The organism is Aeromonas sp. QDB62 (assembly GCF_027705695.1).
Lineage (GTDB): Bacteria > Pseudomonadota > Gammaproteobacteria > Enterobacterales > Aeromonadaceae > Aeromonas > Aeromonas allosaccharophila.
In genome coordinates, this window is the sequence record NZ_JAPDCD010000048.1 from 1 (window position 1) to 13,733 (window position 13,733).

Annotated in this window: 13 protein-coding genes and 1 pseudogene; 12 read left to right on the plus strand and 2 right to left on the minus strand. The window is 61.2% G+C overall.

The features are described from left to right. Window positions 1-710 precede the first annotated feature (710 nt). From hybO to OKC27_RS19365, 11 genes are all read left to right on the plus strand, one after another. Window positions 711-1,844, plus strand: coding sequence for a hydrogenase 2 small subunit (gene hybO, locus OKC27_RS19315; protein ID WP_182939576.1), 1,134 nt, complete (start codon window positions 711-713; stop codon window positions 1,842-1,844). Window positions 1,845-1,846: 2 nt separating this feature from the next. Then, on the plus strand, window positions 1,847-2,893 hold the full coding sequence (gene hybA / locus OKC27_RS19320; RefSeq protein WP_182939577.1) for a hydrogenase 2 operon protein HybA: 1,047 nt from the start codon (window positions 1,847-1,849) through the stop codon (window positions 2,891-2,893). Continuing rightward, a complete protein-coding gene (hybB, locus tag OKC27_RS19325; RefSeq protein ID WP_042648477.1) occupies window positions 2,886-4,073 on the plus strand; it encodes a Ni/Fe-hydrogenase cytochrome b subunit in 1,188 nt (395 codons plus the stop codon). The genes hybA and hybB overlap by 8 nt, the downstream gene beginning before the upstream one ends. Beyond that, window positions 4,070-5,773, plus strand: a complete 1,704-nt coding sequence (hybC, locus tag OKC27_RS19330; protein ID WP_058051867.1) for a hydrogenase 2 large subunit — start codon at window positions 4,070-4,072, stop codon at window positions 5,771-5,773. Before hybB ends, hybC begins: the two co-directional genes overlap by 4 nt. Next, a complete protein-coding gene (locus OKC27_RS19335; RefSeq protein WP_182939578.1) occupies window positions 5,773-6,303 on the plus strand; it encodes a HyaD/HybD family hydrogenase maturation endopeptidase in 531 nt (176 codons plus the stop codon). The genes hybC and OKC27_RS19335 overlap by 1 nt, the downstream gene beginning before the upstream one ends. Continuing rightward, a complete protein-coding gene (hybE, locus tag OKC27_RS19340; RefSeq protein WP_182939579.1) occupies window positions 6,285-6,833 on the plus strand; it encodes a hydrogenase-2 assembly chaperone in 549 nt (182 codons plus the stop codon). Before OKC27_RS19335 ends, hybE begins: the two co-directional genes overlap by 19 nt. Window positions 6,834-6,962: 129 nt before the next feature. Next, entirely contained in the window at window positions 6,963-8,573 is a 1,611-nt protein-coding gene (locus tag OKC27_RS19345) for an ABC transporter substrate-binding protein (RefSeq protein WP_182939580.1), read from the plus strand. Further along, window positions 8,558-9,562, plus strand: coding sequence for an ABC transporter permease (locus OKC27_RS19350; protein ID WP_182939581.1), 1,005 nt, complete (start codon window positions 8,558-8,560; stop codon window positions 9,560-9,562). The genes OKC27_RS19345 and OKC27_RS19350 overlap by 16 nt, the downstream gene beginning before the upstream one ends. Continuing rightward, window positions 9,552-10,364 (plus strand): ABC transporter permease, encoded by an 813-nt coding sequence (locus tag OKC27_RS19355; protein ID WP_182939582.1) that lies wholly within the window; start codon window positions 9,552-9,554, stop codon window positions 10,362-10,364. The genes OKC27_RS19350 and OKC27_RS19355 overlap by 11 nt, the downstream gene beginning before the upstream one ends. Further along, window positions 10,358-11,146, plus strand: a complete 789-nt coding sequence (locus OKC27_RS19360; protein ID WP_182939583.1) for an ATP-binding cassette domain-containing protein — start codon at window positions 10,358-10,360, stop codon at window positions 11,144-11,146. Before OKC27_RS19355 ends, OKC27_RS19360 begins: the two co-directional genes overlap by 7 nt. Window positions 11,147-11,246: 100 nt before the next feature. Further along, a complete protein-coding gene (locus tag OKC27_RS19365) occupies window positions 11,247-11,888 on the plus strand; it encodes an ATP-binding cassette domain-containing protein (protein WP_182939584.1) in 642 nt (213 codons plus the stop codon). 378 nt (window positions 11,889-12,266) lie between these two features. Here the strand turns inward: OKC27_RS19365 and hypB are convergent. Next, window positions 12,267-13,019 (minus strand): annotated as a pseudogene (gene hypB / locus OKC27_RS19370) (hydrogenase nickel incorporation protein HypB); the annotation flags it as partial. On the opposite strand from hypB, the gene OKC27_RS19375 reads away from it, so the two are divergent. Continuing rightward, on the plus strand, window positions 12,954-13,412 hold the full coding sequence (locus OKC27_RS19375) for a hypothetical protein (RefSeq protein ID WP_232093642.1): 459 nt from the start codon (window positions 12,954-12,956) through the stop codon (window positions 13,410-13,412). The pseudogene hypB and the gene OKC27_RS19375 sit on opposite strands and share 66 nt — an antisense overlap. Here OKC27_RS19375 and hypA read toward each other — a convergent pair. After that, on the minus strand, window positions 13,390-13,731 hold the full coding sequence (hypA, locus tag OKC27_RS19380) for a hydrogenase maturation nickel metallochaperone HypA (protein ID WP_005333346.1): 342 nt from the start codon (window positions 13,729-13,731) through the stop codon (window positions 13,390-13,392). The genes OKC27_RS19375 and hypA overlap by 23 nt on opposite strands. Window positions 13,732-13,733 lie beyond the last annotated feature (2 nt).

Genomic DNA, 13,733 nt, shown 5'->3' on the forward strand with positions numbered 1-13,733 from the left:
TCCTGCATGGAGACGCGATTAGATCACAGACGATCTGCCTGTTCAAATTTCATTAACAAAGTGCGATCCCGCCCTGACCAGAATGCAGGGCAATACAGAGTGGGGGAAGTCGTAGTGATACGAATACCTCGGTGCATCTTTTCATTGATCAGGGTTAAGCGTCAGGGAGGCCAGACGGGGCGGTGCTGCGTGTGATGGCAAGAAAAGCCGCCCTGCAACGCAGGCAAGATGCAGGCAGAAACCATGCGACATGCAGGTAAATCGCGCCGCGCAGGGCGTGCCTGCTACCGGTGGCAGCTGGCGGTGAGACCGTTCTGGCTTGGGGCGACAAGTCGGGTTTTGCCAGGGGGGGATTGCGTGGAATATGCAACGGGGTGAGTAAAGATATATTTAATGGATCATTTATTGTTGGGTATCATTATTGTGAAATGAGCCGTATGGCGAAAATATCTGGCATGTTAATTTGGCTAACAGCGAAAGAGGGTGAATGTGGCGATTAATTATTTAATATCCAATTAAGTTCATAAAATTTATGGGGTTGCCAAATATCTCTTTGGGGGTAATTAATTTTATTTGTGATGTGGCTCGCTATGGAAATAGGGGGAAGCCGGTCGAAATTGATAGAGATCAATACTGCAGGGTGGGTGAGTCCTTAGCATTTCCGCTATTAAGCATTTATCAAACAAGTGCTCACTACGGGAATAAGTAGAATGGTCGAGGATAATTTTTTATCGGCTCATGGGATTAATCGCCGTGATTTTATGAAATTGTGTGCCGGGATGGCCGCAACCCTGGGATTAAGTCAGAATGCCGTCGCCAAGATGGCCACCGCGCTCACCAGCCCCGAGCGGCCGCCGGTGATCTGGATTGGGGCGCAGGAGTGCACCGGCTGTACCGAGTCACTGCTGCGGGCCACTCACCCCACCATCGAGAACCTGATCCTCAATACCATTTCGCTGGAGTACCACGAGGTGCTCTCGGCGGCCTTTGGTCATCAGGCGGAAGAGAACAAGCACAACGCCATCAAGCGTTATAAAGGCAAGTATGTGCTGGTGGTGGATGGCTCCATTCCGCTCAAAGATGGTGGCGTCTACTGCATGGTGGCCGGTGAGCCCATCGTCGACCATATTCGCCGCGCCGCCGCCGATGCGGCTGCGGTCATCGCCATCGGCTCCTGCTCCGCCTGGGGCGGTGTACCTGCCAGCGGCGGCAACCCGACCGGTGCAGTCAGTCTGGAAGAGGCCCTCGGCAATATCGACACCCCGATCATCAATATCCCGGGTTGCCCGCCCAATCCCCACAACTTCCTCACCACGGTTGCCTACTACATCACCTACGGCAAGCTACCGGCGCTGGATAGCAAAAAGCGTCCGCTGTTTGCCTACGAGCGACTGATCCACGAGAACTGCGAGCGCCGTCCGCACTTCGACGCCGGTCGTTTTGCCAAGGAGTTTGGCGACGAGGGCCACCGTCAGGGCTGGTGCCTCTACCATCTGGGCTGTAAAGGACCGGAGACCTATGGCAACTGCTCGACCCTGGAGTTCTGCGATGTGGGAGGCGGCATCTGGCCGGTCGGCATCGGCCACCCCTGCTATGGCTGCAACGAGCAGGGGGTCGGTTTCAGCAAGGGGATCTTCCAGCTCGCCAAGGTTGAGAACCCGACCCCGCGGGTGGATAAACCCGATGTGAAGATCCAGGAGGGGGGCTATACCTCGCCCACTGCGACGGGTCTGATCGGTGGCGCCCTCGGGGTGCTGGTAGGGGTGAGTCTGATGACGGTGCGTGAACTCGGTCGCCAGCAGAAGCGCCACGAAGCCGGGCAGCACCCATCACGGGAGGAGTAACCGTGAACAGACGCAATTTCCTCAAATTCGCCTCTGCCAGTGCACTGGCGGCAGGGGCTGCCGTGCCCGGCACCGCACAGGCGGCGGCCAAGAACAAGCCGCCCATTCCCGGGTCGCTCGGCATGTTGTATGACTCCACCCTCTGCGTCGGCTGTCAGGCCTGTGTGGCGGAGTGCCAGCGTTTGAATGGCAACCCGGCCAATCCGGAGGGCGAACCGACCTGGTCCACCAACGACAAGCTGACCCCCTACACCAACAACATCATTCAGGTGTGGAAGAGTGGCAGCGGCGAGCATAAGGATCAACTGGTGGATGGCTATGCCTACATCAAGAAGCAGTGCATGCACTGCGTCGATCCCAACTGTGTCTCTGTCTGCCCGGTGCAGGCCCTTACCAAAGATCCCAAGACTGGCATCGTTCACTACGATCCGGACGTCTGTACCGGCTGCCGCTACTGCATGGTGGGTTGCCCGTTCGATGTGCCCAAATATGACTACGACAATCCGCTGGGGGCGATCCACAAGTGCGAGCTCTGCAACCAGAAGGGGCTTGAACGAATTGATCAGGGCAAATTGCCCGGCTGTGTCGAGGTGTGCCCGACCGGCGCCGTGATTTTCGGCACCCGCGAGGAGCTGATGGCCGAGGCCAAGCGCCGCCTGCTGGCGACTCCTGGCAGTGAATATGCCTATCCGCGCCAGACCTTCAGCGCCAACGATCCCTACCTGCACGAGGTGCCCAACTACCAGCCTTACGTCTATGGCGAGAAGGAGGGGGGCGGCACCCAGGTGCTGGTGCTGGCCGGGGTGCCCTATACCAAGCTCGACATGCCCGACTTGCCGGAGCTCTCCTCCGGTGCTCGCTCCGAGCATATCCAGCACACCCTCTACAAGGGGATGGTGCTGCCCATGGTGGTGCTGACTGGTCTCTCGGTGCTCATTCGCCGCAACACCAAGAATGGTCACGATCACCATCATGACGATGGTCATGATCAGGGGAGTGCGCAGATCAAGGATCAGGGCACCACAAAGGGAGGCAAGGATCATGAGTAATCACAAGGCGCATCCGCTCGGCGGCAAGCTGGTCAGCTGGCCGGTACTGGTGCTGGCCCCCTTTGCCGTGCTGTGCGGCATGTTGATCTTGAAACGCCTCTTCTTCGGGCTGGGTTCGGTCACTGACCTGAACGGGGGTTACCCCTGGGGGCTGTGGATCTCGTTCGATCTCTTGATCGGCACCGGTTTCGCCTGTGGCGGCTGGGCGCTGGCCTGGGCGGTCTATGTGTTCAACCGGGGCGAGTATCACCCGCTGGTGCGACCGGCGCTGTTGGCGAGCCTGTTCGGCTACTCGCTCGGTGGTCTCTCCATCACTATCGACGTGGGCCGTTACTGGAACCTGCCGTACTTCTACCTGCCCGGTCACTTCAACACCTCCTCGGTGCTGTTCGAGACGGCGGTCTGCATGACCATCTATATCGGGGTGATGGCGCTGGAGTTTGCGCCCGTGCTGCTGGAGAAGTTCGGCTGGAAGGCGTCACTCATTCGCCTCAACAAGATCATGTTCTTCGTGCTGGCGCTGGGGGCACTGCTGCCCACCATGCACCAATCCTCGATGGGCTCCTTGATGATCGTGGCGGGGGAGAAGATCCATCCGCTCTGGCAAAGCTACGAGCTGCTGCCGGTCTTTTCGCTTCTGACCGCATTCATCATGGGTTTTTCCATCGTGGTGTTTGAGGGATCCTTGGTGCAGGCGGGACTGGCGGGGCGGGGCCCCAACGAGAAGTCGCTGTTCTACAAACTGACCCAGGTAATCGACATCTTCCTGATCCTGTTTGTGGCGCTGCGCTTTGCCGAGATCGTCATCAATGACAAGTCGGAGTACCTCTCCGATCTCAATCGCTTCTCTATCATGTTCTGGAGCGAGATTGCGCTGATGATCTTCCCGCTGCTGGTGTTCCACTGGGACAAGAGCCGCCGCGATTCGCGCATGTTGTTCCTGGGGGCCCTCAGCATGCTGCTGGGCGCAGCCCTCTGGCGACTGGATTACTCCCTGCTCGCCTTCAACCCCGGCAATGGCTACCACTACTTCCCCTCCGCGGAGGAGGTACTGATCTCCCTGGGCTTCGTCGCCATCGAGGTGTGTGCCTATTTGCTGTTGATCCGGCTGCTGCCGGTACTGCCATCACTTGAACGTGTTCACCAAGATTATCAGGCCCGAGGGAAAGCCAACGTATGAGCCAACGTATCACCATAGACCCCATCACCCGCATTGAGGGGCACCTGCGTATCGACTGCGAAATCGAAGGCGGAAAAGTGACCAAAGCCTGGTCGTCCGGCACCATGTGGCGCGGGATGGAGGAGATCGTCAAGGGCAACGACCCGCGCGATGCCTGGATGATTGTGCAGCGCATCTGCGGGGTCTGTACCTCCATTCATGCCATCGCTTCGGTGCGGGCGGTGGAGAACGCCATCGGTGCCAAGGTGCCGGTCAATGCCCAGTTCATCCGCAACCTCATTATTGCGGCCCACAACATTCACGATCACATCGTCCACTTCTACCAACTCTCCGCGCTGGACTGGGTGGACATCACGGCGGCGCTGCAGGCCAATCCGCAAAAAGCGGCGGATATCCTCAAAGGGGTGTCCACATGGTCCCTCAATAGCGCCGATGAGCTGACCAAGGTGCAGGATAAAATCCGCGCCCTGGTGGCCAGCGGCCAGCTCGGCATCTTTGCCAACGGCTACTGGGGTCACAAGGAGATGAAGCTGAGTCCGGAGGTGAACCTCATCGCCGTGGCCCACTACCTGCAGGCGCTGGAGTGCCAGCGCGATGCCAACCGCATCGTCGCCATTCTGGGCGGCAAGACCCCCCACATTCAGAATCTGGCGGTGGGCGGGGTGGCCAACCCCATCAATCTGGATGCGCCGAGCGTGCTCAACCTCGAGCGGCTGCTCTACGTGAAGAGCTTTATCGACCGGCTCGGCGAGTTTATCGAGCAGGTCTACAAGGTGGATGCCGCCATCATCGCCGCTCACTACCCCGAGTGGCTGACCCTGGGGCAGGGGGCCAAGCACTACCTGAGCGTGCCGGAGCTGCCCACCGACGCCAACGGCGGTAGCTTCCTGATGCCGGGCGGCTACATCGAGAATGGCAATCTGGCGGGGTATCGCCCCATCGAGAGTCATCAGGATGCCTGGCTGATGGACGGCATCGCCGAGAGCAACAAGCACGCCTGGTACAAGGATGACGAACCGCTCAAGCCGTGGGAGGGCAAGACCGAGCCCAACTACACCGGCTGGCAGGATGACGGCAAATACTCCTGGGTCAAATCCCCCACCTTCTACGGCAAGGTGGTGGAGGTGGGGCCGCTCGCAGACCTGCTGGTGAAGCTGGCCGCCAAGCACCCGGAGACGGTGGCGCACTTCGACCAGTTGAACGGTATTTATAAAGCACTCACCGGTTCGGCCATCAAGACCGAACAGCTGCACTCCACCATGGGCCGCATCATCGGCCGCGCGGTGCGTTGTTGTGTGCTGAAAGATACGCTGGCGCACCAATGGAAAGCGCTGGTGGATAACATCGGCAAGGGGGATACCACCGCCTACATCAAGGCCGAGATCCCGGCGGACAAGGAGTTTCGCGGGGTGGGCTTTGAAGAGGCACCGCGCGGCATGCTCTCCCACTGGATCGTCATCAAGGGCGGCAAGATCGAGAACTATCAGGCGGTGGTGCCATCGACCTGGAACTCTGGCCCGCGCAACTTCAATGACGAGCCTGGTCCCTACGAGCAGGCGCTGGTGGGCACCCCGGTGGCGGATCCCGCCAAACCGCTGGAGGTGGTACGCACCATCCACTCGTTCGACCCCTGCATGTCCTGCGCGGTCCACGTGGTGGATACCCAGAATGGCGAAACGACTCAGGTGAAGGTGCTGTGATGAACACCCTGATCCTGGGCGTGGGCAACCTGCTGCTGAGCGATGAGGCCGTCGGCGTGCGCATCGTCGAGGCGCTGGGGCGCGAATACCGTTTCGCCCCCGGCATCGAGTTGCTGGATGGCGGCACGGCGGGCATGGAGCTGCTCGAAGCGATGGCCAGTCGCGACCACATCATTTTGGCGGATGCGGTGCGCAGCGGTAACCCGCCGGGTACCGTCGTGACCCTGCAGGATGAGGAGGTTCCGACCCTGTTTGGCCGCAAGATCTCCCCGCACCAGCTGGGGCTGGCGGACGTGCTCTCGGCACTGCACATGACGGGGGAGTCGCCCAAGCGGCTCACCCTGATCGGCATCGAACCCGAATCCCTCGAACCGCGTATCGGGCTCACCCCTGTGGTGGCGGCCGCCATGGGGGAGGCGACGGATCGGATTTTGACCCTGCTGGCCAGTGTCGGCGCCCCCGCCATCCCGCTCTCTGAGCAGGAAAAAGCTGACCAAGCGCGGGAGGGCCTATGGCGCAATCCCATTTAAGCGAGGCTGAGAGAGTGCTGGAGATAGTACCGGAGACGGCGCAGGAGTTTGCCGGTTTTTCCACCAATCCCGCGCCCCTGCTGGTAGCCCAGTACGAGCGGATCGCTCGCGAAGAGATGCAGGCGTTGCCCTTCTATCACGCCACCATGCCCATCGTGGCAGAGTGTGTGCTGTTTGAAGGTCAGTGGCTCGGCTGCGTGCTCACCCCCTGGATGCTGAGTGTGGTGGTACTGCCGGGGCCGGATCAGCTTTGGCCGGTGCGCAGCAGTAGCGATCGGCTCGCCCTGCAGCTCCCCTGCGGCAACATGACCTTTATGGTGGGTGAACTACCCGAAAGCGGTCAGTTGCTGGCCTGCTCCCTGATGTCGCCGCTCGATCCCCATCTCGGGGCCGAGCAGGGGCGCTCACTGGTAAGCAGCACCCTAAAAATGCTGCTCTCCTTGCCAGTGCAGCAAGGGGCTGGCGGCGTGGATCTGGGGCGCAGACGACTGTTTGGTGCGGCGAGAAAGGTACCTGCATTGCCTGATTGATACTAGGTTTCACGCGAAATCAAGTTTAGAATAGGGGGCCATTTTGGCCCCTCACTTGCACTTTCTGACACGCATTCCGCCTCTTTTTTGAGTGATAACGCGTGAGTGGTACAAACAAGAAGGATCCCCATGACTGTTTCTCGCAATTCCCTTCGCCATTACGCTAGCCCCAGCGCGGCCGCCCTGCTGACTCTGCTGCTGGGCACCGCCTCCCACACAGCTTTGGCCGCTGCCCAACCGGTTCCCGCCGAACTCAAGCTTGCCATCGGCAGTGAACCCACCGAAGGGTTCGACCCCCTGCTCGGCTGGAGCCACGGCAGCTACCTGCTGCTGCACAGCCCGCTGCTTAAACAAAACGCCGATCTCGGCTGGCAGAATGTGCTCACCCAATCGGTGACCCCGAACAAGGATGGCAAGGGGTGGCTCATTACCCTCAAGCCTGACCTGAAATTCTCCAACGGCGCACCGCTCACCGCCGAGGATGTGGCCTTTACCTACAACAGCGCGGCCAAGGGCGGCGGCAAGATCGACATGGGCAACTTTGTCTCGGCCAAGGTGGTCTCGCCTACCGAGGTTGCCATCACCCTGAGCGCCCCCCAGAGTACCTTCGTCAACGTGCTGGGATCGCTCGGTATAGTGTCGAAGAAGGATTACGACGCAAAAGCGTACGCCCAAAAGCCAGTCGGCGCAGGCCCTTACCGGTTGGTGAGCTTCCTGCCCGGTCAGCAGCTGGTAGTTGAGGCGAACCCCTATTACGCCGGTGGCAACAACGACTTCAAACGGCTGGTGTTTGTCTTTATCGACGAGGAGAGCGCTTACGCCGCTGCCCAGAGCAATCAACTCGATCTGGTGCGCATCGCCCCCTCGCTGGCGCCCACCGTACCCGACACCCTCAAACTTTGGGTGCGTCCGAGTGTGGAGAATCGCGGCATCGTCTTCCCCATTCCTGCTGCTGGTAAAAAAGATGCCAAGGGGTATCCCATCGGCAACGACGTGACCTCGGACGTGGCAGTGCGCCGCGCCATCAACTATGCCATCGACCGCAAGCTGCTGGCTGATCAGCTGCTGGAAGGGCACGCCATCCCCGCTTACAGCGCGGTAGAAGGCTTGCCCTGGCTAAACAAGGCCACCGCCTTCAAGGATGGCGATGCCACCCATGCCAACGCCCTGCTAGACCAGGCAGGCTGGAAGATGGGCAGTGACGGCATTCGCCACAAGGGCGACCTGCGCGCAGCCATTACCCTCTGGTACACCAGCGGTGACAGCACCCGCCGGGATCTGGCGGAAGCGGTGCGGGCCATGCTCAAACCCATCGGTCTCGACGTGAGCCTCAAATCTGGCAGCTGGGAGCAGGTGGAGCGCGAGATGCACGCCAATCCGGTGCTGATGGGGTGGGGGAGTCTGGACCCCATGGAGCTCTATCACCACTACCAGAGCGGCTCAGGCGGCGTGGAGTTCTACAACCCGGGCTATTACAGCAACCCTGTGGTGGATGGCCACCTCAAGCAGGCGCTTGATGCCCCCGACTGGCAGGCGGCCGTGCCGTTCTGGCAGCAAGTTGAGTGGGATGGCAAGAGTGGTGCCGGGGTACAGGGGGATGCCGCCTGGGCCTGGCTGCTCAATGTGCAGCACACCTATCTCGCTAACCGCTGCATCGACCTTGGCAAGGGGGCGCCGGAGATCCACGGTAGCTGGTCACTCCTCAACAACCTGCAGGATTGGCGGTGGACGTGCCGCTAAGTTCGTCCACTATGATGAGCGTCACTGTGAAAGCCCTGCTGCGTCTGGCAGGGCTTTTATGCTTGGTCTCGGTCGCTACCTTTGTGTTGCTCAGCTACTCCCCCATTGACCCCATCAAGGCCTATATCGGCAACGATCTGCTCCATGTGCCACCAGAGCAGTACGCCCGCATCGCCGCCCGCTGGGGGCTGGATCAGCCGCTCTGGCTGCGCTACTGGCACTGGTTTAGCCAGGTGCTGCAGGGGGATCTCGGTTACTCCATGCTCTATAACGCGCCGGTGGCTCAGGTGATTGGCAGCCGCTTTGCCGCCTCCTTCCTGCTGCTGGCGGGTGCCTGGCTGCTCTCCGGCTTTTTCGGCATCCTGCTTGGGCTCTGCGCCGGTCGCTATCTCAACCGCTGGCCCGATCGCCTTATCTGCCGCTTTGCCTATCTGCTTGCCTCCCTGCCCACCTTCTGGGTTGGCCTGTTGCTGCTCGCCCTGTTTGCGGTGCATTGGCCACTACTGCCAGTCTGCTGCGCCTGGACGCCGGGCCTCTCCGCCGATGAGGCTGATTGGGCTATGCGAGCACGCCATCTGTTGCTGCCGGTGACTACCCTGGCGCTGCTGGGGCTTGGCAATATCGCCCTGCATACCCGGGCGCGGGTGGCCGAGGTGCTGGAGAGCGACTTTATCCGTTACGCCCGCGCCCAAGGGGATGGCGGCTGGCCCATGCTGCGTTTTCATGTGCTGCGCCACGCCCTGACTCCGGCGCTCTGCCTGCAGTTTGCCTCCCTCGGTGAGTTGATTGGCGGATCGCTCTTGGCCGAGAAGGTCTTCTCCTATCCGGGGCTCGGCCAGGCCACTGTGGATGCGGGGCTGCGGGGGGATATCCCCTTGCTGATGGGCATAGTGCTGTTCTGCACCCTGCTGGTCTTTATTGGCAACACGGTGGCCAGTCTGCTGCTGGCGCGCATCAATCGGGGTTGGGAGGGCGAGCATGCTGTTTAATCCGCTTCCCTCCATACTGCGGCTGGTTTTTGCCCTGATTGGATTGGCGCTGCTGGCAGCCTACGGCTGGAGCTTGTCGGCTCAGGATGTGCCGATGGATCTGCTGGCGCGCCAGCAACCTCCCTCGCTGACCCACTGGTTCGGCACCGATCAGATGGGGCGGGATCTCTGGTTGCGGGCCTTTCAGGGCACCCTCACCAGTCTGGAGTTGGGCATCAGTACGGCCCTCTGCAGTGGCCTGCTGGCCATGGTGGCGGCAAGCGTGTCGCTCATTCATCCCAGATGCGATGCGGCGGTGCGAATGGTGATCGACGCCATGCTGGCGCTGCCCCATATGCTGCTGCTGATCCTGATCTGCTTTACCGTGGGGGGCGGCATGCGCGGGGTGATCCTGGCGGTGGCGCTCACCCACTGGCCCAAGCTGGCGCTGATCCTCTGCGCGGAGGCGCGGCGGATCGTCTGCAGTGACTATGTGGTACTGGCCCGCTGTCAGGGGATGGGGGCGCTGCGTCGCTGGCGCACCCACCTGCTGCCAGGGTTGTTGCCCCAGTGGTTTATCGGCACCTTGCTGATGTTTCCCCATGCGGTACTACACAGCGCGGCCTTGAGCTTTCTCGGCTTTGGGCTGGCGGCTCATGAGGCCTCCCTTGGTCTGCTGCTGGCCGATGCCCTGCGTTATCTGGCCGGTGGCGGCTGGTGGCTGGCCCTCTTTCCCGGTCTGATGCTACTGACCTTGGTTTTATTGTTTGATCAGGCTACCCGCGCCCTGCAACAACTCTGGTTTGGGAGTGAACAATGCTGAGCTTCGACCATGTGACCATAGAAGCGGCCCACTACTCCTGGCTGGGGCGGCGCAACTGGCAGCCCTTGCTGACCGATATCAGCCTGCAACTGGCGCCGGGGGAGATAGTGGCGCTGGTGGGAGGGAGTGGCGAGGGCAAGAGCCTGCTGCTGCAAAGCGCCCTGACCCTGCTGCCGGACAACCTGCGGATGCGCGGTAGCATCTCCCTTGATGGCGTGCCTCTGTGCGATGCCAGCCGCGCCCGTCTGCGCGGCCACACCCTCTGCTATGTGCCGCAGGGGGTGAGCGCCCTCAATCCGCTGCTGACGGTGGAGCGCCAGCTCGGCCGCGCGGCGCGTCTCTGTGGCCAGAACGGTTCCCGTGAGCGGCTTGGCGAACAACTGCTGCGCTACCAGTTACCCGCTGCCACTCTGGACCGCTATCCGCGCCAGCTCTCCGGCGGCATGGCCAAGCGTATTTTGGCCTGCACCGCGGCGCTCGGCGGCGCCCGCTACATTCTGGCGGACGAGATCACCGCCTGGCTCGACGAGGGGCTGGCCTGTCTGCTGCTCGGCCAGTTGCGTGAATTGGCTAATCAGGGCAGCGGCATCCTCTGGGTCACCCATGATCTGGCGCTGGCGGCCCGCTTTGCCGATCGCATCGTGGCGCTGCATCAAGGCCAAGTGAGCGACACCCTGAGCTGCCACCATCTGCGCCAGGGGCAGGGGAGCGAGATGCTCCGTGCCCACTGGCAGGCGCTGCCGGAGTTCAATGCACTCTTCCCTGCGCCGGAGGTTTCCTGATGATTGCTTCTCTGAGACAGGCTGTGTGTGGCGCGGCAGATATCCAGTGGCAGGTGCTGCCGGAATTCAACGCACTCTTCTCTGTGCCGGAGGTTTCCTGATGTTGGAAGTACGAGATCTCACCATCGCCCAGGGGGAACGCCCTCTTTGGCAGGGGCTATCGCTGGCCGTCAAAGCGGGCGAGCGGCTCGGCATCTCTGCCCCGAGCGGTTATGGCAAAACCACGCTGGGGCGGGTATTGGCCGGTTGGCAAGTGGCTCGGGCCGGTGGGCAAATCCTGCTGGATGGGCAGCCGGTGCCTGAACAGGTAAAAGGCTATAACCCCATCCAGCTGGTGCCCCAGCACCCCGAACTCACCTTCAATCCCTACCGCACCACCGGGCAGGCGTTGTGGGATGTGTGGCGCCCCGATGACGCCATGCTGGCACGCTTTATGGTCAAGCCTGCGTGGCTCAGCCGTAAACCCGGTCAGCTCTCCGGTGGCGAGCTGGCCCGCATCGCGCTGCTGCGCGCCCTCGATCCCCGCACCCGTCTGCTGATTGCCGACGAGGTGACCGCCCAGCTGGATCCGCAAATTCAGCGCCAACTCTGGCGGGAGTTGATGATTGAGTGCGAGCAGCGCGGGCTTGGCATGGTGATCTTCAGTCACCAGCAGGCGCTGCTGCGCCAGATCTGCCATCGGGTGATGACCTTTGGTGAGGATACGACTGAGCAGGGATGGGTGGTTCGCAGTGTGGCTTGAGGGGGAACTACCCCTCATCCCCAGCCCTTCTCCCGCAAGGGGAGAAGGGGGCAGACGGTGCCATCTCGCCAGGCTCGGGGTTTGGGAAACAGGGGCTGGTTGTATGCTCGCAGGCTCTCTGGGGCGAATATTTCGAGCATATTTCCAGCATCCATGAATAGGTTCCCCTTTCACTGTTGAGACAGGGAGCGGAATGCGGCATCCACGAACCGGTTCCCTCTCCCTGGAGAGAGGGCCAGGGTGAGGGGGGCGAGTATGAAACGCTGGCCATTTTGGACAGATAGCACGGCGGGCAAGATTCGCAGATAAAAGAGAGGGAGGCATCAGCCTCCCTCTCTTGCTATCCGCCGTTGGTAACGGCATTTAACCGGTTCTGGTTCAGGCCGTTGCCAGCCAGTTGAGCCAGGCATCCATCCCTTCGCCGGTGGTGGCGCTGACCTGGATCACCTGAATATAGGGGTTGACCCGTTTGGCATTCTCGATGCAGCGGGCCACGTCAAAGCTGACGTAGGGCAGCAGATCGATCTTGTTGATCACCATCAGCTGTGCGGCGGCGAACATGTCCGGGTACTTGAGGGGCTTCTCTTCCCCCTCAGTGACGGAGAGGATCGCCACCTTGTACTTCTCGCCGAGATCGAAGCTGGCGGGGCAGACCAGATTGCCCACGTTCTCGATAAAGAGGATGCCCCCTTCATTGGCGGGCAGCTGGTGGCAGGCGTCGTGGACCATTTTGGCGTCCAGATGGCAGCCCTTGCCGGTGTTGATCTGCACGGCAGGGACGCCGGTGGCGCGAATGCGATCCGCATCGGCGCTGGTCTGCTGATCTCCTTCGATCACGGCGCAAGGGCGTTTGTCAGCCAGCTGGCGCAGGGTTTCGCACAGCAAGGTGGTCTTGCCTGAACCCGGGCTCGATACCAGATTGAGTACCAGCTGGGCCGCTTCGTCGAAGTGTTCGCGGTTGTGGGCCGCCAGCGCGTTGTTCTTGGCCAGCACATCCATCTCGATGGCGATCAGCTGGCGCTGCCCCATGCCGGGGACCGACAATCCCGCTTCCCCTTTGCCGTAGTGCAGATCACCCTGCTGATGGTCATGGTCATGGTCATGGTCATGGTCATAGTCATAGTCATAGCTGTGATCATGGCTGTGATCATGGGGATGCGCGTGGGAATGGCCGTGGTCATGAGAATGGGCGTGATCATGATGATGGCCGTGGGGGTGATCATGGTGGTGCTCATGTGGCTGATCATGACCCTCATGGCTTATAGGAGCCCGCACCCCGTGGTAGTGGTGATGGACATCCCCCTGATGGTGATAGTGGTGGTGAATGATCAGGGTGCGTGGTGCGCTCTGCTCGTGATCATGATGGTGATGGGTGTCATGAGCATGATGATGGTCGTGCTCATGACCATGTTCATGGTGATGTTCATGTTCGTGATGATGCTCATGATCGTGATCATGGCCGGCGATCCGCGCCTGGCCGCATCCGCATACGCTACACATATCAACTTACCTCGATGTCGGTGATGCGCAGGCTATCGCCCTGCGCGACTCGTAATTTGTATCCGCCACACTCGGGACAGGCCTGCCCGCGCTCGGTGAGGGTGACCGTCTTGTTGCAGTCGTAACACCAGGCCTCTGCCGCTTGGTGCTGAAAGTGCAGCTGGGCCCCTTCGACAGCGGTGCCCTTGGCGGCCGCCTCGAAACAGAAGGCAATGGTGTCCGGGTCGACGCAGGAGAAGCTGCCGACCTCGAGCCAGAGGGCGGTCACCTTGGTAAAGCCCCGCTGGGTGGCCTGCTCGGCCGCCAGATCGATGGCGGCCATGGCCAGAGACATTTCGTGCATGG